Here is an 18,020-nt window from a genome sequence, read left to right as displayed (position 1 = left end):
GGGTGAACCTACCCTGAGGGCACTTGGTTCCGGTCCCGCCCGGTGCGAGGCTGTATCCATGGGCGTAGCACAGCGCAGTCGACGGTGGTTGGTTCCGGTCACGACGGTCGCGGTGGTGGCAGGGGTGGGGGCACTCGGTCCGGTGGTCGCGGACGCCTCGCCGAACCTGCCCGGGATCACCGCACAGGAGCTCCTCACGAAGGTGCAGACCGCGAAGGTGGACGGGCTGAGCGGCACGGTTCGCTCGGACGCGGACCTCGGTCTGCCGGTGATCCCCGGCGCACCGGCCGGGGCCCAGGAGCTGACCGAGTTCCTCAGCGGCGAGCACACCGCGCGGGTCGCGTTCGCGAGCCCGGACAAGGCGCGGATCTCGGTGCTGGACAACCAGGCCGAGCGGGTCTGGACCACCGACGGCAAGTCCGCCTGGGCTTACGACTCGTTCCGGCGGGAGGCCGTCAAGCTGACCGTGCCCACCCACAAGGCGAACAAGCCGGCCAAGCCGGAGAAGGCGCGCCCGGAGGCCTACGACCCGCAGGCCGTCGCCAAGCGGTTCCTCGCCGCGATCGACCCGACCACCAAGGTCGAGGTCAGCGGCACCGAGAAGGTCGCCGGCCGGGACGCCTACAAGCTGCGCCTGGTGCCGAAGTCCGGCAAGACCACGGTCGGTTCGGTAACGGTGGCGGTCGACTCCAAGACCTGGGTCCCGCTGGACGTGACCGTGATGCCGCGGACCGGTGACGACCCCGCGCTCGAGGTGGGCTTCAGCTCGGTGTCGTTCGACGTACCGGCCGCGAGCACGTTCACGTTCACGCCGCCGCCGGGCGTCAAGGTCACGGACAAGAAGGCCCCGTCGACCGCAGAGCCGAAGCGGATGGAGCCGCGGCACGAGCCGAAGAAGGTCGAGCCGAAGAAGCCCGGTACGGCGCGGCAGGGCGAGCCGACGGTGATCGGTGAGGGCTGGGAGAGTGTCGCGATGATCCGCGGCGCGAAGACCGCCGGCCTGACCGGGGACGGGCCGCTGGCGCAGCTGCTGGCGAAGGCGCCGACCGTGCAGGGCTCGTGGGGCCAGGGGAAGGTGCTGACCAGCAAGATGGTGAGCGCGCTGATCACCGACGACGGCCGGGTCTTCGTCGGCCTGGTCACCCCGGACACCCTGCAGGCCGCCGCGGCGAAGGCCCCGCGCTGACCACCGAGATGGCGGGCGCGCCGGTCGTCACCCACGGGCTGACCAAGCGGTTCCGCGGCGGGCAGGTCGCGGTGGACGCGGTCGACCTGGAGGTGCCGGCCGGCAGCGTGTACGGCTTCCTCGGGCCGAACGGGTCGGGCAAGACCACCACGATCCGGATGCTGCTCGGGCTGATCGCGCCGACCTCCGGTGAGGTGCAGCTGCTCGGCGAGCCGATGCCGAAGGCCCATCTGCGCGTCTTGCCAAGGGTCGGCGCGCTGGTCGAGGGGCCGGCGTTCTACCCGTTCTGGTCCGGCCAGGCGAACCTGCTGCGCTTCGACGCCGCCGACCGCACCGCCGACCCGAGGACGCGCAAGGCACGGGCGGGGGAGGCGCTGGAGCGGGTCGGCCTGTCGAACGCGGCCGGCAAGAAGGTTCGGGCGTACTCGCTCGGCATGCGGCAGCGACTCGCGATCGCGGTCGCGCTGATGCAGCGCCGGGAGCTGCTGGTGCTCGACGAGCCGACCAACGGTCTCGATCCGCAGGGCACGCGCGAGGTCCGGCACCTGATCCGCGACCTGGCGAGTGACGGTACGACGGTGTTCACGTCGACCCACCTGCTGGCCGAGGTCGAGCAGGTCTGCACGCACGCGGCCGTGATGAGCCGCGGCAAGCTGCTGCGGCAGTCGACGGTGGCGGACCTGCGGGCCGAGCTCCGGCCGCGGCTGGTCGTCCGTACGCCGGACCTCGCCCAGGCGGCGGAGACGCTGCAAGGTCTCGGCGTCACCGACCTGAAGACCACCCCCGAGACCGTCGAGGGCGATCCCGGCGAGCTCCCGATCGAGAAGTTCGCCGCCGCCCTCGTCGCCGCCGACGTCCGCATCCACGGCTTCGGCCTGGAACGACCCAGCCTCGAAGACGCCTTCGTCGCACTCACCGGGGAGGGCTTCGATGTCGCAGAGTGAAACCGCCGATTCACCCGTGCAGGCTGTCGTCGAGCGGGGACCCAGCGCGGGACGGCATACCGTGGCGCTGTTCCTGTCCGAGTTGCGGCTGGTGTTCGGGCGGGCACGGACGCAGGTGGGGCTCGGGGTGCTGGCCGCCGTACCGCTGGTGATCGGGATCGCGATCAAGATCGCCGGCTCCGACTCCGGCGCCGAAGGCTTCATCGGGCAGATCGCCGGCAACGGACTGTTCCTGATCGTCGCCAGCCTCGGCCTGTCGCTGCCGTTCTTCCTGCCGACCGCGGTGACCGTGATCTCCGGCGAGTCGCTGGCCGGCGAAGCCAGCCTCGGCACCCTGCGCAACCTGCTCGTGGCACCGGCCGGCCGCTCCCGCCTGCTCGCCGCCAAGATGGTCGCGCTCGCGATCTTCTGCCTGGCCGCGACCATGACGATCTGGATCTCCGGCCTGATCGTCGGCTTCGTGCTGTTCCCGGTCGGCGACGTGCTGCTGCTGTCCGGCACGACGATCTCGCTCGGCGAAGGCCTGCTCCGCGCTCTCGGCATCGCGGTCGTGATTTCGCTGTCGCTGTTCGGCCTGGCCGGCATCGGCCTGTTCGTGTCCTCGCTGACGTCGACCCCGCTGGCCGCGATGGCGGCGACGTTCGGCACGTTCATCGTGCTCGGGATCCTGATGGCGATCCCGCAGCTGCACGCGATCCACCCGTGGCTGCTGATGTACCGCTGGCAGTCGTTCGCCGACCTGCTCCGCGACCCGCCGTACTGGCACGAGATCGGCCGCAACCTGCTCCTCCAGGGCGGCTACCTCGCGGTCTTCTACGCGGCCGCCTGGGCCCGGATCACGAGCCGCGACATAACCTAGGGCGGTGGAACCAGACCTCGTCGCCGTCCTGCGCTGTCCGGTCTGTTCCGAGGGCCTCCTGCTCGAGGACCGTACGGCGCGCTGCCCGCACGGACACGCCTACGACCTGGCCAAACAGGGCTACCTGAACTTGTTGCCCGCGGCGTCGAACGGCATCGAGGGGGACTCGGCCGCGATGGTCGGCGCCCGCACGGTGTTCCTCGGCACCGGCCACTACGCACCGATCCGCGACGCACTGATCCTGCAGGCCGACCTCGGTGCGGACGACCTGGTCGTCGAGGTCGGCGCCGGCACCGCCTACTACCTGTCAGGCGTTCTGGGTACGTCGGACCAGCGCCGCGGGATCGCGTTGGACGTGTCGAAGTACGCCGCCCGCCGCGCGGCGAAGGCCGACCCGCGGATCGCGTCCGTGGTGTGCGACGCGTGGCGCGAGCTGCCGGTCGTCGACGGCTCGGCGCAGCTGATGCTGAACGTGTTCGCCCCGCGCAACGCCGCCGAGATGGCGCGCGTGCTCGCCCCGGACGGCCGCCTGCTCGTCGTCACCCCGAACCAGGGCCATCTCGCCGAGCTGGTCGACGTACTGGGCATGGTCAGCGTGGACGAGGAGAAGGAACGCCGGCTGGAGGAGTCGCTGGCGGGGGAGTTCGACCGGGCCGGCGGCGAGGTGATCGAGGAGACCATGGCACTCGACCGGTCGGCCGTGGAGCAGTTGGTGCTGATGACGCCGAGCGCGCGGCATCTGAACTACCGCGAGCTGCTGCAGAAGATCGCCGTCCTGCCGGAACCGGCGATCGTCACGTTGTCGGTGACGCTGTCGGTCTGGACGCCGCGGTGATGCCGGCTCGAGCTCGGCACCACTGAGCGGCTTCAGATCAGGTCAGGTCAGCCTCAGGCCGCGTTGCCGATCAGTTCGCGGGCGACGACGGTGCCGTGGGTCTCGGCCTCGACGTGCGCCTCGGACTCCGACACCTTGGAGGCGTCGATGAGCTCCTCCATGCCCGGGGTGACCGGGGCCAGGGTGAGCTCGGCGGCGGCGGTGCGGATGGTCATCTGGAAGAGGTCGCCGAAGACCCGCTCCAGGTACGGCGTGGCGTGGTCCCAGCCGTGCTTCGGCGACCCGGGGCCGTAGCCGCCGCCGCGCGCCAGCGCGAAGATCGCCGGCCGCCCGGTGAGCGGGCGGGAGCCGAAGGCGAAGTCCTTGTCCATCAGCAGCAGGTCGATCCAGGTCTTCACGTTCTGCGCGATGCCGTAGTTGTAGAGCGGTACGGCGAGCAGGACCGCGTCGGCGTTCCGGATCTCGGCGGCCAGGTCGGCGGCGATCGCCTGGGCCTCGGCCAGCGGCATCCGGTCGGAGTCGGCGACCGGCTCCTGGCCCACCTGGGCCGCGGCCAGGGTCGGCCACACGGTCGCGGGCAGCGGGTGCTGCCCGAGATCACGCCGTACCACGACACCGTCCGGGTGCTCCGCCTTCCAGGCGGCCTCCGCGCTGTCGGCCAGCGCGCGGGACACCGAACCGGCCAGCCGGATGCTGGCGTCGACGCGTAGCAGGGTGCTCATTCGTTCTGTCTCCATCGAGTTGAGGGGGCGAGCTCGGTTTGAGCTGCTCCGAAGATAATCTGTGAAGCAGAACATATTCAAGTCAGATCGTATTCCGGGTGGCGTACACCACGTAGGATGGGTACATGTCCAGTACTTCGCCCGAGATCGCGACCCGTGGTGCGCGAGGGGTCGAGCCCCAGGCCGCCAGTGGCGCGCCCGTGGAAGCCGACCTCGGTTGGGCGCTGGGTGTCGTCTTCCGGCGGTACGCCAAGACGGCCGCGGCGGCGCTGGAGGGTCTGCCCGGTGGGCCGCGCGGTTACCAGGTGCTCGCGACGACGCGCGCCGAAGGTCCGAAGCGGCAGCTCGACCTGGCCGCGCAGCTCGACGTCGACCGGACCGTGATGACGTACCTGCTCGACGACCTGGAGAAGGAAGGCCTCGTGCAGCGCCGGCCCGATCCGGCCGACCGCCGGGCGCGGCTGATCGCGCCGACCGACAAGGGCGTCGAGACGCTGTGTGACCTGGAGCGGCGGCTCCGGGCTCGGGAGGACGCGCTGCTCGGCATCCTGGACGAGTCGGAGCGGGAGAGCTTCCGCGCGATCCTGCAGCGTCTGGCGATGAAGGCCAACTCGATCGACCCGCTGCACAACGCGTGTGTGCTGGCCGAGGCCGAGGACCCCGCCAGCACCTAGCCCCCGCTCAGTGCAGTGGGACGAAACCTGACTCGTAGGCCCGGATCACGGCCTGCGTGCGGTCCCGGGCGTTGAGCTTGGCGAGCACGTTCGCCACGTGGGTCTTGACCGTCTGCAGACCGAGGATCAGCTCACCGGCGATCTCCGCGTTCGACAACCCGCGGGCCATCAGCCGCAGTACCTCCTGCTCGCGCTCGGTCAGCTGGTACTCGTCGAGACCGCTCGGCGCCGGGGTGCCCACGTGCGCCAGCGCGAGCGCGCGGATCGCCTCCGGGAACAGCAGCGACTCGCTCCGCGCGACCGTCCGGATCGCCGCGATGATGTCGTCCGGCGGCGTCCGCTTGAGCAGGAACCCGGACGCACCGGCGCGCAGCGCGTCGTACACGTAGTCGTCGTTCTCGAACGTCGTCACCACCAGCACCCGCGGCGCCGGGTCGAGGCTGTCGAGCAGCAGCCGGGTCGCCTGGATGCCGTCCACCGCGGGCATCCGGACGTCCATCAGTACGACGTCCGGTCCGGTCCGCCGTACCAGCGGCAGCACCTCCGCGCCGTCACCTGCCTCACCGACGACCGTCAGATCCGCCTCGGCGTTGATGATGGCCCGCAGCCCACTACGGATCAACGGCTCGTCGTCGACGACGACCACGGACAGGTTCATGTCATCCTCTCGTCACGCTGACCGGCAGGCTGACGGCCAGTTGCCAGCCCGGGCCGTCCGGGCGGGTGATCGGTCCGGCGTCGACGGTGCCGCGCAGTACGGCGACTCTTTCACGGATCCCGGCCAGGCCGCGGCCGCCGCCCGAGTGATCGGACTTGCCGGTGACGGGATTGCTCACCGCGAGCCGCAGGCCGGACGCGTCCAGGCAGATCGAGAGCTGTACGGCGAGTTCGCCGGCCGGGCGGCCCGCGTGCCGGATCGCGTTGGTGAGGCCTTCCTGGACGATCCGGTAGGCCTCGCGGGACACGGCCGCGGGCAGCTGCTCCAGCTGACCGGACCGTTCGACCTCGACCGTGATGCCGCCGGCGCGGGTCGCCTCGACCAGGCGGTCCAGTCCGCCGAGGGTGGCCTGCGGTGCCGTCCGGGCGCCCGGCCGCCGGTCGTCGCGGAGCAGCCCGAGGACGTGGTCGAGGTCCGCGAGGGCGGCGCGCGCGGAGGTCTCCATCGCGGCCAGCGCGGTCTCGGCGAACTCCGGGTCGCTCGCCAGCACGCGGCGCGCGGCCGCCGCCTGGATGGTGACCAGGCTGAGCGCGTGCCCGACGCTGTCGTGCAGCTCGCGGGCGAGACGGTTGCGTTCGGCAAGCGTCGCGGTCTGTTGCTCGAGCAGCTCGATCCGCTCGGCCGCGGTGGGTCCGAGGACGCGCGGCGCCAAATAGGCGAGCAGCGCGCCGACGGCGGCGGACAGGTAGAAGAGCAGCGCGAGGCCGCCGAGCGCCGCGACGGGCATCCACAGATCGGTCCAGTCGCCGCGGATGTCGTACGACCAGCCGGGGACGATCTCGTGCGAGCCGGGGAAGCGGAACGGCGCCGCCAGCCAGACCGCGCCGACACCGAACACGATCGTGCTCACGATGCCCACCACGCCGCCGGACAGCAGATGCAGGCAGAACCAGAGCGTGGTCCGGCGCCGCTGCGCCCAGGTCCGCGACGGACCGAGCGGCCGTTCCTCGAACCGGACCGCGAGCAGCGACTCGACGGCGATGCCCTCGACCTCGCGGACGGCCGGCAACAGGCCGAGCACGACCGCTGGCAGCAGCCCGAACAGCACCCAGAGGATGCTGTTGGCAACCTTCGGCAGCCCGAGCCCGGAGATCAGCGCCCCCAGCCCGCTGCTCACCAGGATGAACGCCAGCACCAGCGCCGCCCCGAGCAGCAGGTACACCCAACGCAGGTACGTCGACGGACGCCACAGGCAACCGATCGCCCGCCCCACCCGTCGCAGCACCTCGCTCACGGTGACATCGTGTCAAAGCCGGGCCGGTGCCGCCTCCCTCCGGGGAGTGACCCGCGATTCCGGGCCGTCCACGTGGGCTGGATCACGAAGAAGTTGAGGGTTTACGCAAATTTGACGCGGTGCCGCCGGGTTCGGCGGTCGCGGGCGTCGCGATCTGCTGCCCAGGCAGGTACGGTCTGTGGTCGGGGCGGGTGCCCGCCCGGTTACGGACGGGTATGGGGAACGGCTCCAGGACGGGTGGCCAGCAGGACTGCGAGGACCCGGTGCGGCGGACGTTAAGTCCCCGTGAAGACCCCGCGGGCTGATTGACCACCTTTCCATATTTGATGTTTGATCAAATATCGGGACGAGAGAGGTCGATATGAGGTTGAGGCGTTCCGTCATCGCCCTGATGGCGGTCCTGGGGCTCGCCCTGGTGAGTGCGTGCAACGGTGACGACAACAAGGCCGCGGACGGGGCCGGCGACGGGCTGCAGAAGGTCAGCTACCTGACGTCGTTCAACACCTTCGGCCGCGAGGCGTACGCGTACGTCGCGCTGGAGAAGGGCTACTTCAAGGACGCCGGCTTCGACGTCAAGATCACGCCCGGCTCCGGCACCGTCGACGTGATGAAGCTGGTGGCCGGCGGCCAGGCCGACTACGGCATCGGCGACTTCACCGCGACCGTGATCACCCTCGGCAAGCAGAAGCTGCCGGTGACCACGGTCGGCATGATCCACCAGCGCTCGATGGCCGCGATCATGTCGCTCGAGGGCATGGGCATCAACGGTCCCAAGGACCTGGTCGGCAAGACGATCGGCGACCAGCCGGGGTCCACCAACACGGTGATGTTCCCGGTCTACGCGAAGGCGGTCGGCATCGACCCGAAGTCGGTCACGTTCCTCCCGTCGCCGCCGCCGAGCCTGCCGAACCTGCTGGTGTCCGGCAAGGTGCAGGGCATCGGGCAGTTCGTGGTCGGCGAGCCGCTGATCGAGAAGGCCGACAAGGAGAAGCACCGTAAGGCCAAGACGCTGCCGTACGGCGACGTGCTGCCGGACCTCTACGGCAACGCGATCATCACCCGGTCGGACCTGGCGAAGGACCACCCGGACCAGGTGAAGAAGTTCACCAACGCGCTGCTCAAGGGCCTGCAGGACACCGTGAACGACCCGGCCGGGGCCGCCGCGATCCTGAAGAAGCACGTGCCGAACACCGACCTCGAGGTGGCCACCAAGGAACTCGAGATCATGAAGAAGTACGTCAAGCCGGACAGCTTCAACGGCCCGCTGGGCGACGTCACCAAGGAGCGGGTGCAGAAGATCATCTCGCTGCTGGAGGAGTCGAACGCGATGCCCAAGGGTTCGGTCACGCCCGAGGACGTCGTGACGCTGAGCCTGGCCCCGAAGAGCTGAGCTGAGGACAGGAGTACTGGAACCGGATGATTCGCCTGGACGGCGTGGGGCAGGTCTTCGACGGACGCGAGGGCCGGGTGACCGCCCTCGAGAAGATCGACCTGCACGTTCGCGGCGGTGAGTTCGTCACGCTGATCGGCCGGTCCGGCTGTGGCAAGTCCACGCTGCTCCGGCTGATCGCGGGACTGCTGCCGCCGACCTCCGGCACGGTCCGGGTGGCGGGGGAGCCCGTCACCCGGCCTCGCCGGGACGTCTCGTTCATGTTCCAGCGGCCGGCGCTGCTGCCCTGGCGTTCGGTGCTCTCGAACGTGATGCTGCCGGTCGAGATCGACAAGGGCACGCGCGACAAGGCGGCGTACCGGGACCGGGCCCACGAGTTGCTCGAGCTGGTCGGCCTGCAGGGGTTCGAGCGGCGGCTGCCGCACGAGCTGTCCGGCGGGATGCAGCAGCGGGTCTCACTGTGCCGGTCGCTGATCCGCGACCCGCAGGTGATGCTGATGGACGAGCCGTTCTCGGCGCTCGACGCACTCACCCGGACCGAGCTGTCCGAGGAGCTGCAGCGGATCAAGATGGAGCTGTCCACCACGATCGTGTTCGTCACGCACTCGATCGAGGAGGCCGTCGTACTCGCCGACCGGGTGGTCGTGCTGACGCCGCGGCCGGGCCGGATGCGGGAGGTCGTGGACATCGACATCCCGCGGCCGCGCAGCCTCGGCCAGAACGCGCACCTGACCGAGGTCGCCGCGATCAGCGGCCGGCTGCACGCGCTGCTCGCCGAGAAGGATGCCGGGAAGGACGCTGCTGAGGTGCGTCCGGCGGACGAGGTGCGGTCGCGATGACCAAGAGGTCCTGGCTGACCACCTCGCCGACCGCCGCCGTCGTGCTCCCGGTCGTCGGCCTGGTGGGGGCGATCGCGCTGTGGTGGCTCGCGACGATCGTGTTCGCGATCGAGCCGTACCTGCTGCCGAGTCCGTGGGACGTGGTGCTCAAGTTCTTCGAGCAGCCCGGCGCCCTGCTGTCGGAGACCTGGACGTCGCTGCTGGAGACGATCGAGGGCTTCCTGCTCGCGATCGTGATCGGCGTACCGATCGCGCTGGTGATCGTCCGCTCGGTGATCCTCGAGCGCCTGGTCTACCCGCTGCTGCTGATGGTGAACTCGATCCCGAAGGTGGCGATCGCGCCGCTGCTGGTGATCTGGATGGGCTTCGGGCAGTGGCCGAAGGTCGTGATGGTGCTGCTGATGTGCTTCTTCCCGATCGTCATCTCGACGGCGCAGGGGATGAAGTCGACGCCGACCGAGCTCGTCGAGCTGATGCGCTCGCTGAACGCGAGCCGGGCGCAGGAGTTCTTCAAGCTCCGGCTGCGGTACGCGATGCCGCAGATCTTCACCGGGTTCAAGGTGGCGATCTCGCTGGCGGTGATCGGTTCGGTGATCGCCGAGTTCGTGGGTGCCACCAAGGGTCTCGGCTACGTGATCCAGCAGTCCGGCGCGAGCGCGGACACCACCCTCGCGTTCGCCGCGATCACCCTGCTGAGCGTGATGAGCATCGTCCTCTTCTATGGCCTGGTCCTCCTGGAGCATTTACTCCTGCCATGGGCCCAGGAAAAGCGATGACCGTGCATATTGCGCGCCTCCGGCGCGCTGGGTCATGGGGCTGTGACTCCCGTCCTTCCCTCGTCGCTCCGGTCGCTGCGCTCCCTCCGCTCCTCAGTCCAGGACGGGAGGCCCCATGACCGCGCAAGCTTCCGACGCGGATCGGCGGGTGCTGGTCCGGCCGGAGTGGCTGGAGGCGACGGTCGAGGCGGTGTTCACCGCGGTCGGGTTCGAGGCGGAGGACGCGGCGGAGATCGCCGCGGCGCTCGTCGAGGCGGACCTGCGCGGCGTCAGCTCGCACGGCGTGATGCTGGTCCCGATGTACGTCGAACGGCTGAACGCCGGCGGCGTCACCCGGGAGCGCGAGCTCGACATCCTCTACGACGCGGGCGCCGCGATGGTGGTGGACGCCCGCGGCGGGATGGGCCAGCTGTCCAGCCCGCAGGCGATGGGCCACGCGATCGAGCGCGCCGGTCGGTACGGCATCGGCATCGTCTCGGTCCGCAACGCGCACCACTTCGGCGCCGCGAGCCGCTGGGCCATGCAGGCCGGTACGGCGGGGTGTATCGGTATCGCGATGTCGAACACCACGCCGCTGATGCCTGCACCCGGCGGTGCGGAGCGCCTGGTCGGCAACAACCCGCTGGCGATCGCGGTGCCGACCACGGCCGGCGTGGAGATCGTGCTGGACATGGCGTTGTCGGCCGTTGCCCTCGGCAAGATCCGGCTGGCCGCGTCGGCGGGCCGGCCGATCCCGGACACCTGGGCGACCGACGCCTCCGGTACCCCGACCACGGACCCGGACGAGGCGGTGCTCGGCATGCTGCTGCCGGCCGCGGGCCACAAGGGTTTCGGGCTGGCGCTGATGATCGACGTGCTCACCGGCGTCCTGAGCGGCGGCGGCTGGGGTGACCAGGTCCGCCCGCTCTACCGGGAGCCGGACCGGCCGAACGACTGCGCACACCTGTTCCTGGCCATCGATCCGGAGCTGATGGGCGGCGTCGAGGACTTCCGCCGGCGCTCGTCCGGGCTGGCCGCCCGGATCCGCGGCAGCGCGACCGCGCCGGGCGTGAACCGGCTGTACCTGCCGGGGGAGATCGAGGCGGAACGTGCGGCGCAGCAGCGGCGCAACGGTGTGCTGATCGAGAGGTCGGGACTCGACGGGTTGCTGGCGGCCGCACGCGCGGCCGGCGCCGTCGTCCCGGCCGGAGGGATGGTGAGCTGATGCCCAAGACACAGGTGTCCACGGACGCGCTGCGGAGCCCGAACGGGGTGTTCTCGCAGGCGACCACGGTCGAGGCGACCGGGCGGCTGGTGTTCGTGTCCGGGATGACCGCGCGCCGCCCGGACGGCAGCATCGCGGGCGTCGGGGACGTGCGGGAGCAGACCCGGCAGGTGTGCGAGAACGTGCAGGCCGCGGTCGAGGCCGCCGGCGGCACGCTCGCGGACGTCTGCCGCGTGGACGTGTACGTCCGCAACATGGAGGACTTCGCCAAGATCCACGAGGTCCGGGCGCAGTACTTCACCGAACCCTTGCCGGCTTCGACGATGGTCGAGGTCAGCAAGCTCGCCCATCCTGACTATCTGATCGAGATCAGCGCGATCGCGGTGGTCTCTTGACCGGGGGTGAATTTCGTGCGCGGTGTCGAGTGGACCTGAGATGAAGTACGTGATGGTCGAGTACGCCGGGTCCGAGCGGCCCGGCGTCCTCGAGGGCGACACGGTGTCGTTGCTCGACGCAACGGACCTGACCGAGGTGATCACCGCCGGCGTGCCGGCGGTGGTGGACAAGATCCCGTACCGCGAAGAGATCCTGCGGGCGCCGCTGCGGCGGTTCCGGCGGGACATCCTCTGCACCGGGTGGAACTACTGGGACCACTTCGAGGAGAGCCGGGGCAAGCGCGAGGGCCAGGACGTGGACCGGCCCGAGCACCCGACGTTCTTCACCAAGGGCCCGGACGTGGTGATCGGCCCGTACGACGACATCGCCTGGGACCCGGCGATCTCCGCCAAGTGGGACTACGAGGCCGAGGTCGCGCTGGTGATCGGGAAGACCGGCAAGAACATCGCGGTCGAGGACGCGCTGGACCACGTCTGGGGTTACCTGCTCGCCAACGACGTGTCGCAACGGGACCTGCAGCGTGCGCACGGCGGGCAGTGGCTGAAGGGCAAGAGCATCGACGCCACGATGCCGCTCGGCCCCTGGATCGTGACCGCGGACGAGCTCGGCGACCCGCAGGACATCCGCCTGCAGTGCCTGGTCAACGGTGAGGTGCGCCAGGACGCGTCCACGCGCCAGATGGCGTTCGACGTGGCCACGCTGATCAGTGAGCTCTCTTTCGGTATGACGCTGCGCCCGGGCGACCTGCTGCTGACCGGTACGCCGGCCGGCATCGGCAACGCCCGCGAGCCGCAGGTGTTCCTGCAGGAGGGTGACGTGGTCGTCACGCGTGCCGACAAGCTCGGTGAGCTGCGCAACCGGGTAGCGCGCAGGTGAGCGGGCCCTTGGAGCTGCTGCCGGGTGGCGGCAAGAGTGGTCGCCGTACCCTCGCCGAGCACGCGGCCGCCGAGCTGCACCAGCTGATCCTGTCCGGCGAGCTGCCCAGCGGTACGCCGTTGCGCCTGGTGGAGCTGGCGAGCCGGCTGGAGATGAGCCAGATGCCTGTGCGGGAAGGCCTGCGTCGGCTGGAGGCGCTTGGCCTGGTGGAGATCATTCCGCACCGTGGCGCGTGGGTCCGGGACCTGTCGTTGGCAGATCTGCGGGACACGCACGAGACCCGGCTGGCGTTGGAGAGTCTCGCAGTACGGGCGGCGGCAGCCCGCTTCAACGAGGAGGACCTCACGAAGGCTGCGGCGGCGTTGGCCGAGCACCTCCGGTTGTCGCGGGCAGAGGACTCCGCCGGTGCGCGTGAGGCGCATGCGGACTTCCACTTCGCGATCTACCGGGCCAGCGGTTCCCAGTGGTTGCCGCGCGCGATCGAGCCGGTGTGGCAGAACAGCGAGCGGTACCGGTTCGGCAGTCGGCCGACCGCGTTCCTGATCGAGCGGAGCCGGCAGGAGCACCAGGCGATCCTGGACGCGTGTGTGGCGCGTGATCCGGACGCGGCCGAGCAGGCGCTGCGCAGCCACCTGGCCAGGGCGTTCCAGCGGATCACGGAGACCATGACGTCGAAGCAGCGGGACACCCCATGAGGGCCAGCTTCGACGCGACCGGTGAGGTCGTGCTGATCACCGGCGGCGCGCAGGGCATCGGTGCGGCGCTGGCTGCAGCAGTGAACGCAGCTGGTGGTACTGCGGTAGTCCTGGATATGGCTGCCCCGATTGACGGTGTGGAGCACGTCAAGGTCGACGTAGCCGACCGGGCAGCCGTTGAGGCGGCAGTAGCCGGCGTGGTCGAGCGGTACGGGCGGATCGACGGCCTGGTCGCCGGTGCGGCAGTGCAGCCGCGGTCAGCCGTACTGGACCAGGACCCGGCCGAGTGGACGCGGACGTTGCAGGTGAACCTGGACGGCGTGGTCTGGGCCTGTCAGGCGGTCGTACCGCACATGGTGGCCCGCCGGTCCGGTTCGGTGGTGGTGTTCACGTCCGGCATGGCGTCGACCGGCTACCCGGGCGCCGCGGCGTACGCGGCGAGCAAAGCGGCGCTGGTGGCGTTCGCGAAGACGCTGGCCGCGGAGGTGGCCGCGGACCGGGTCCGGGTCAACGTCGTCGCACCTGGGGTGATCGACACGGAGCAGTTCCGTGGAGCGAACGCCGGTGCGGACCGGGAGCACTGGCAGGACACCATAGGTATCGGTGACCCCGAGGACGTGGTCGGCCCGTTGCTGTTCCTGCTGTCCGACGCGGCCGCGATGACCGGGTCGTCGCTGACCCGGGAACGGGCCTTTGGCAAGCTCACGAGCTTCTCTGGAGTGACGAGTGACTGAACAGCTGCCTGTGGCGGTGGTCGGCGCGGGCCCGATCGGCCTGACCACCGCGCTCGGCCTGGCGCACTACGGCATCCCGTACGTGCTGCTCGAGGAGGACGCCGTACTGTCCTCCGACACCAAGGCCGGAACGACGCTCAGCCGGACGCTGGAGATCTGGAACCGGTACGGCGCGGTGGACCGCATCCTCGGCGCCGCGCTGCGGATCGACGAGATCGGTGACATCGACCGGGCCACCAACACGCCGCGGGCGTCGGTGCAGCTGGCCGAGCTGGTGAACGACACGCAGTTCCCGTTCGTGATCAACCTGCCGCAGCAGAAGATGGAGCCGCTGCTGGCCGCCGCGCTGCCGGAGCCGGTGCGGACGCGGCACCGGATGACGTCGTTCGAGATCCGCGACGACCGCGTCGTCCTGCAGCTGGAGACCCCGGACGGTCCGCAGGAGCTGGAGGCGTCGCACCTGCTGGCCTGCGACGGCGGCCGCTCGCGGGTCCGCGACGCGCTCGGAGTCAAGGTGGTGGGGGAGACCCTGCCCGAGCGGTACATGCTGATCGACGTCGTGGTCGACCTGGACGTCGACAACGCCAGGGACTACCCGTACCTCGCGTACTTCGCCGACAAGTCCGAGTGGATGGTGCTGATCCGGCAGCCGGACAACTGGCGGTTCCTGTTCCCGCTGGCGCCGGGTGCCGACGCGCCGGGTGACGAGGACCTACTGGTGAAGGTGAAGCAGTTCATCGGTGAGGTGGACCGCATCGAGCTCCTGGGGTCTGTCGTCTACAACGTGCACCACCGGGTCGCCGAGCAGTGGACCGCGGAGCGCAAGGTCTTCCTGATGGGCGACGCGGCGCACCTCATCACGCCGATGTGGGCGCTCGGGCTGAACACCGGCGCGTTGGACGCGTCCAACCTGCCGTGGCGGCTGGCTTGGGTACTGCGTGGCTGGGCCGACGAGTCGTTGCTGGACGGCTACGAGCAGGAGCAGCGTCCGGTGGCGATCGAGGGCTCGGGTGAGATGGCCGAGGCGGCCCGCAAGTACATGTCCTTCCAGCAGGGTGCTGTCACCGAGGCGACGGGCCCGTGGGCCACGGCGTACAACCGGACGCTGCTGAGCGTGCGGCTCGACGTCGAGGGTGTGGGCGACTGGTCGATGGTGGCCACGTCCGCCGCGCCGCCCGCCGTTCGGGCGGGCGACCGGGCGCCGGACCTGGTGCTGCAGAGCCCTACCGGTCGGACGACGATCCACGACCTGTGCCGCGACGCGTTCGTGGCCCTCTACTTCACCGACGTACGGCGGCGGCCGGAGATCCCGGCCAACGCATCGCCGGCGTTGAAGCACTACGCCGTGTCCCGGTGGGACGCGCCGCACGACTCCGGTCTGCGGGACAGGGCGCTGTTCGACCCGGGCAGCGTCGCCACCAAGCGGTACGGCGTACCGGCGGACAGCGTCGTACTGCTCCGGCCGGACGGTCACATCGCCGCGGTTGCTCCGATGGGTACCGGTGTCGCCGAGGAGCTGTACACCCGGGTCACCGGACGGGAGGTGCCGTGAGTAGTTTCGACGAGCCGTTGCGGGAGATCCTGCTGCAGACGGACGACCTGGAGTGGGTGGACAAGTCGCTCGCGGGCCTGTCCCACAAGATGCTCTGGCGGGACCCGGTGACCGAGGCGTCGATCGCGCTCGTGCGGTTCGAGAAGGGGTCCGGGATCCCGTCGGAGCACAAGCACGCCTCCAACCAGTTCATGTTCTGCCTGTCCGGGCGGTACGTGTACCTGCCGACCGGTACGACGCTGACCAAGGGCAGCTTCTACTGGAACCCGAAGGGCGTGGTGCACGGGCCGACGCGGGCGGAGGAGACCTCTGTCCTGCTCGAGGTGTACGACGGTCCGCACTACCCGGAGCGCCCGGACTTCTACGACAACGACGAGGACGCCCGCTGACATGGCCGGTTGGGACATCCACACCCACCTGATACCGCCGACCGTGCTGTCGGCGGCGCACCGGGGTGAGTTCGGGCTGTCCGTCGACAACGGTTCGCTGGTCGTCGACGGGGAGCGGCTGCCGCTGCGCCGCCTGGCCGACCCGGCGGCGCTGCTGCACTGGGTCTCCGCGCAGGACCTGGACGGCGCTGTGGTGTCGGTGCCGCCGGCCCTTTTCCGGTACGACGCAGGCGTCGAGTGGAGCGAGCTGGTGAACCAGGGCCTCCGGGAGCTCGCCACACCGCAGCTGCGCGTGCTGGCGCACCTCCCGCTGCTCCACCCGGACGCACCTGCCGTAGCCGCAGCACTGGGCAGGGAGGGTGTGTTCGGTGGCTTCGCCCTCGGTACGCCGAGTTACGCCGGCCTGGATCCGGTGTGGCGGGTGCTGGACGCGCTGGAGGCGTTCACGCTGATTCACCCGGGACACAGTGACGACAAGCGGCTTGACTCGTTCTACCTGTCGAACCTGTTGGGGAATCCGTACGAGACCGGAGTGGCGGCGGCCTCGCTCGTCTTCGCGGACGTGCCGGGGCGGTTCCCGGGGATCCGGTTCTGCTTGTGTCATGGGGGTGGTGTGACGGCGGCCGTCGCCGGACGGTGGCAGCGCGGGATCGACCAGGCCCGGCCGGGGATCGAGCCGGTGTCCCTGCCGGTCGCCGAGGCGCTGCGCCGGTTCTACGTGGACGACCTGGTGCACGACGCCGCCGTACTGGAGCTGCTGGCGAGGACGTTCGGGCCCGAGCGGGTGCTGGCCGGGAGCGACTGGCCGTTCCCGATGGGCAGCGACGAGGTGTCCACGGTGCGCGCCACCGAGCGGTCCGCGACGGCCGAGGTACTCACCCGGCCGCTCGCAAAGGAGGTCGTCGCGTGCTGAGACGGAGTTTTCGTCTGGTCGAGGTCGTGATCAGATATCAAATCGTGGGGAACGGGGTAGCGGTGTGAGTGCACGGGGGACTGTGTTGCAGAGCAACGGACCGGGGGAGCAGCTGAAGGCCGACGAGGTCGAGCTGACAGCCGGTCCGGGTGAGACGCTGGTCGAGATGCGGCTGGCCGCGGTGACCTCACTGGACCGGACGACGCTGGCCGGCAAGCAGCCGGCCGTGCCGTTCGTGCCGGGTTCCGAGGGTGTCGGGGTGGTGGTCAGCTCGGACGTCGCGGCGGTCGGCGCGGCTGTCGTGGTCCGCGGTGCGGGCGTCGGCGTGACGCGGCCGGGTGTCTGGGGGCGGTACGCCATCGTGCCGGATGCCGCCGTACATCCGTTGCCGGCGTCGCTGGACGCGGGCGCGGCGCTGGCGTTGCTGACGCCCGCGTTGACCGCGTATACCGCAGTACGGCGAGTGGCCGACGTACAGCCGGGGGAGACTGTGGTCGTCACCGGTGTGACGGGTCTGGTCGGGCGCCTGTGTGCTGCGATCGCGCGGTCGGCCGGTGCGTCCCGGGTGATCGGGCTGGTGTCGCTGGACGATTCCGCCGACGGTGCGGCGGGCCTGGTCGACCAGGTCGTCCGGGTGGACGGACTGGGGCAGGTGGGCCGGGAGCTGCCGTGGTGCGACGCGGTCATCGACACCATGGGCGGTCCGGTGACCGGTGGCGTGCTCGGGCATGTCACCCCGGGCGGGCGGATCGCCGTCCTGGGCTACAAGGCCGGCGAGTTCACGACGATCGATCTGCACCAGTTGGTGGGCCGCGATTTGCGCGTGCTGCCGGTGAATCTGCAGCGGACCGTGCTGGCCCCTGATGCTGTCGGTCAGGCGCTGACGGACATCGCTCCGGTGTCCTGGCGGGCGGACTACGACGTCGTACCTGCCGACCGGATCGGCGAGGTGCTGCACCGCCAGGGCGGACGCGTCCTGCTCGACCTGTCGGCTCTCTGAGGAGCAGCACGCGGCCTAGACCACTTGTGTTTGCTGGGCCTTCAGCTGAGCAATCTGTGAGCGAAAAGCCACCGGATGCCCACT

20 protein-coding genes are annotated in these 18,020 nt (G+C 70.2%); 17 read left to right on the top strand and 3 right to left on the bottom strand.

Annotated features, from left to right (window positions below):
• Window positions 1–58 precede the first annotated feature (58 nt).
• From ABN611_RS36205 to ABN611_RS36190, 4 genes are read left to right on the top strand one after another with little or no spacing between them, the layout of a single operon-like run.
• Entirely contained in the window at window positions 59–1,186 is a 1,128-nt protein-coding gene (locus ABN611_RS36205; RefSeq protein WP_350276804.1) for a hypothetical protein, read from the top strand.
• Between the two features lie 8 nt (window positions 1,187–1,194).
• On the top strand, window positions 1,195–2,130 hold the full coding sequence (locus tag ABN611_RS36200) for an ABC transporter ATP-binding protein (RefSeq protein WP_350276803.1): 936 nt from the start codon (window positions 1,195–1,197) through the stop codon (window positions 2,128–2,130).
• On the top strand, window positions 2,117–2,989 hold the full coding sequence (locus ABN611_RS36195) for an ABC transporter permease subunit (RefSeq protein ID WP_350276802.1): 873 nt from the start codon (window positions 2,117–2,119) through the stop codon (window positions 2,987–2,989). The genes ABN611_RS36200 and ABN611_RS36195 overlap by 14 nt, the downstream gene beginning before the upstream one ends.
• Window positions 2,990–2,993: 4 nt before the next feature.
• Window positions 2,994–3,824 (top strand): putative RNA methyltransferase, encoded by an 831-nt coding sequence (locus ABN611_RS36190; protein WP_350276801.1) that lies wholly within the window; start codon window positions 2,994–2,996, stop codon window positions 3,822–3,824.
• A 53-nt stretch (window positions 3,825–3,877) separates the two neighbouring features.
• Here ABN611_RS36190 and ABN611_RS36185 read toward each other — a convergent pair whose 3' ends face one another.
• Complete coding sequence (locus ABN611_RS36185; RefSeq protein WP_350276800.1) at window positions 3,878–4,546, bottom strand: NAD(P)H-dependent oxidoreductase; 669 nt, start codon at window positions 4,544–4,546, stop codon at window positions 3,878–3,880.
• A 125-nt stretch (window positions 4,547–4,671) separates the two neighbouring features.
• Here ABN611_RS36185 and ABN611_RS36180 point away from each other — a divergent pair, with 125 nt between their 5' ends.
• Entirely contained in the window at window positions 4,672–5,220 is a 549-nt protein-coding gene (locus ABN611_RS36180; protein WP_350276799.1) for a MarR family winged helix-turn-helix transcriptional regulator, read from the top strand.
• A gap of 7 nt (window positions 5,221–5,227) precedes the next feature.
• Here the strand turns inward: ABN611_RS36180 and ABN611_RS36175 are convergent, their stop codons facing one another.
• Both ABN611_RS36175 and ABN611_RS36170 read right to left on the bottom strand, forming a co-directional pair.
• Window positions 5,228–5,878, bottom strand: coding sequence for a response regulator transcription factor (locus ABN611_RS36175; protein ID WP_350276798.1), 651 nt, complete (start codon window positions 5,876–5,878; stop codon window positions 5,228–5,230).
• A 1-nt stretch (window position 5,879) separates the two neighbouring features.
• Window positions 5,880–7,172: a histidine kinase gene (locus ABN611_RS36170; RefSeq protein WP_350276797.1), complete on the bottom strand. Its 1,293-nt coding sequence runs from the start codon at window positions 7,170–7,172 to the stop codon at window positions 5,880–5,882.
• Between the two features lie 361 nt (window positions 7,173–7,533).
• Here ABN611_RS36170 and ABN611_RS36165 point away from each other — a divergent pair, with 361 nt between their 5' ends.
• The 12 genes from ABN611_RS36165 to ABN611_RS36110 all read left to right on the top strand — a co-directional run bounded on the left by ABN611_RS36165 (window position 7,534) and on the right by ABN611_RS36110 (window position 17,936).
• Complete coding sequence (locus tag ABN611_RS36165; RefSeq protein WP_350276796.1) at window positions 7,534–8,562, top strand: ABC transporter substrate-binding protein; 1,029 nt, start codon at window positions 7,534–7,536, stop codon at window positions 8,560–8,562.
• 26 nt (window positions 8,563–8,588) lie between these two features.
• Window positions 8,589–9,401, top strand: a complete 813-nt coding sequence (locus ABN611_RS36160; RefSeq protein WP_350276795.1) for an ABC transporter ATP-binding protein — start codon at window positions 8,589–8,591, stop codon at window positions 9,399–9,401.
• Complete coding sequence (locus ABN611_RS36155) at window positions 9,398–10,177, top strand: ABC transporter permease (RefSeq protein WP_350276794.1); 780 nt, start codon at window positions 9,398–9,400, stop codon at window positions 10,175–10,177. The genes ABN611_RS36160 and ABN611_RS36155 overlap by 4 nt, the downstream gene beginning before the upstream one ends.
• 115 nt (window positions 10,178–10,292) lie before the next feature.
• A complete protein-coding gene (locus tag ABN611_RS36150; RefSeq protein WP_350276793.1) occupies window positions 10,293–11,381 on the top strand; it encodes an Ldh family oxidoreductase in 1,089 nt (362 codons plus the stop codon).
• Window positions 11,381–11,776, top strand: coding sequence for a RidA family protein (locus tag ABN611_RS36145; RefSeq protein WP_350276792.1), 396 nt, complete (start codon window positions 11,381–11,383; stop codon window positions 11,774–11,776). Before ABN611_RS36150 ends, ABN611_RS36145 begins: the two co-directional genes overlap by 1 nt.
• A gap of 40 nt (window positions 11,777–11,816) precedes the next feature.
• Entirely contained in the window at window positions 11,817–12,653 is an 837-nt protein-coding gene (locus tag ABN611_RS36140; RefSeq protein WP_350276791.1) for a fumarylacetoacetate hydrolase family protein, read from the top strand.
• Complete coding sequence (locus ABN611_RS36135; protein ID WP_350276790.1) at window positions 12,650–13,348, top strand: GntR family transcriptional regulator; 699 nt, start codon at window positions 12,650–12,652, stop codon at window positions 13,346–13,348. The genes ABN611_RS36140 and ABN611_RS36135 overlap by 4 nt, the downstream gene beginning before the upstream one ends.
• Window positions 13,345–14,082: an SDR family oxidoreductase gene (locus tag ABN611_RS36130; RefSeq protein ID WP_350276789.1), complete on the top strand. Its 738-nt coding sequence runs from the start codon at window positions 13,345–13,347 to the stop codon at window positions 14,080–14,082. The genes ABN611_RS36135 and ABN611_RS36130 overlap by 4 nt, the downstream gene beginning before the upstream one ends.
• The gene (locus ABN611_RS36125) at window positions 14,075–15,634 is read left to right on the top strand and encodes an FAD-dependent monooxygenase (protein ID WP_350276788.1); all 1,560 of its coding nucleotides are present in this window, start codon (window positions 14,075–14,077) and stop codon (window positions 15,632–15,634) included. The genes ABN611_RS36130 and ABN611_RS36125 overlap by 8 nt, the downstream gene beginning before the upstream one ends.
• Window positions 15,631–16,023: a cupin domain-containing protein gene (locus ABN611_RS36120; RefSeq protein WP_350276787.1), complete on the top strand. Its 393-nt coding sequence runs from the start codon at window positions 15,631–15,633 to the stop codon at window positions 16,021–16,023. Before ABN611_RS36125 ends, ABN611_RS36120 begins: the two co-directional genes overlap by 4 nt.
• 1 nt (window position 16,024) lies before the next feature.
• Window positions 16,025–16,936: an amidohydrolase family protein gene (locus tag ABN611_RS36115; protein ID WP_350276786.1), complete on the top strand. Its 912-nt coding sequence runs from the start codon at window positions 16,025–16,027 to the stop codon at window positions 16,934–16,936.
• A 64-nt stretch (window positions 16,937–17,000) separates the two neighbouring features.
• A complete protein-coding gene (locus ABN611_RS36110; RefSeq protein WP_350276785.1) occupies window positions 17,001–17,936 on the top strand; it encodes a zinc-binding alcohol dehydrogenase family protein in 936 nt (311 codons plus the stop codon).
• Window positions 17,937–18,020 lie beyond the last annotated feature (84 nt).

The organism is Kribbella sp. HUAS MG21, from assembly GCF_040254265.1.
Taxonomy (GTDB): Bacteria; Actinomycetota; Actinomycetes; order Propionibacteriales; family Kribbellaceae; genus Kribbella.
Note: the sequence above shows the minus strand (reverse complement) of the source record. Positions and strands in the feature narration are given on the sequence as shown.